The organism is Allobosea sp. CER48 (assembly GCF_044752385.1).
In the GTDB taxonomy this organism is placed as follows: domain Bacteria; phylum Pseudomonadota; class Alphaproteobacteria; order Rhizobiales; family Beijerinckiaceae; genus Allobosea.
Genome location: NZ_JBIWYK010000668.1, coordinates 1 through 1346 on the forward strand (window position 1 = coordinate 1; position 1346 = coordinate 1346).

A 1346-nucleotide genomic window follows, 5' to 3' on the forward strand; every position below is an offset into this window, starting at 1 on the left:
CTGTCGGCCTCCAGCTCATTGAGCAGGTTCTGGCCTTGCGTGCGGCTGAGATAGTAGAAGCGGTCGCCGTTCTGCAGGTTCTGGATCTGCAACTCGAAGACGAAGGTGAAGGTCGAGCCGAGCATGCCGCCGAAGGGCATCAGCGTCTCGGCCAGGCCCCCGATCCAGAAATCGACCTTGTTGAGGCCGGTTTCGCGGATTGCCCAGCTGCCGGTAGCATTGAGGTAGTCGAGGCGGGCCTGCCGTTCGCCGGCCGTCTCGCCCGCCGTCCCGAACACCAGATCCCAGGCGGCATCGCGCTTCGCCTCCGCCGTCGTCGCTCCCATGATATCGTCATGCGTGCCGTAGGCGGCGATGAAGTTGACGATCGAGAGGGGATTCTTAATGTGCTGGGCGAAATCCGCCCAGCTCGTATAGGGCTTCAGATAGCTGTCGTTGGTCTGCTCGAAGATCTGGCGACGCGCCTCGTTGAGCGAGGGGATGCCGGTTTCCCGCGCACGGGCGATGTTGACGGCTGCGAGGTCCAACGGCAGGCCGACGAGGTTGTCGCGCAGCGCGCTGGTCATGAACTCGTCGATCTCGTTGCCGAACTGCTGGGTCATGCCGCGAAGAATGGCGCCCGAGGCGGCATGGGCGTCGACGCCGGCGCTGTTGAAGGCGACGGGGTTGAGGAAGGCCTCGATCAGCCCGAGTTCGGACGGCGCAGCCGCGCCCTGGGCGTTGAGCCCGAGCATCTCGACATTCTCGTTGAGCATCGAGTGACCGAAGCGATAGACGACCTGCGCGAACTCCTCGAAGATCCGGCCGTCGAGTTCGACCGAGTGCGAGAAGACGAAGGCGTCGATCTGCGGCGCCACGGCGCGCACGAACTCCTCGAAGACCAGGTGCTGGTAGACCATCTCGGTCGAGAAACGCGCGGCCTGGAAGAGGCGCTCGCCGTCCCAGACGAGCGTAGCAGGATCGGTGGGAAGCGTGGCGACGTCGACCAGCAGCCATTCGTTGAGCTGCGCGAGGTCGCCCTCGGCCAGCAGCGTCTGCTTGATCGCGCTGACCTGCCGGTTGTGCTCGCTGTGGAAGATCGTGTGCGTCGCCGTCAGCGCGATATTCTCGTTGCCGCGGCCGTCGCCGACGACAAAATGCGCGTTCAGCAGTTCGTCGTCATAGGTGAGATTGAAGCCGAACATGTTGGGAATGATCGGATTCCCGGTGACGGTGTCGGCGTCCGGCAGCACCGCGACCGGCGCGGTCGCGGGGTTGCGGTCGTGATCGATCGGCGCGCTCGGCACCGCATTGTGGGCGATGTCGTTGAGGAAGGCGCGCCCGGCGCTCAGGCTCGTCAGCGCGTC

At 64.9% G+C, this 1346-nt stretch carries 1 protein-coding gene; it reads right to left on the reverse strand.

The features are described 5' to 3' along the window. Positions 1–1346: peroxidase family protein (locus ACIPIA_RS16420; RefSeq protein WP_400511042.1), on the reverse strand; the 1346-nt coding region annotated here is incomplete at both ends.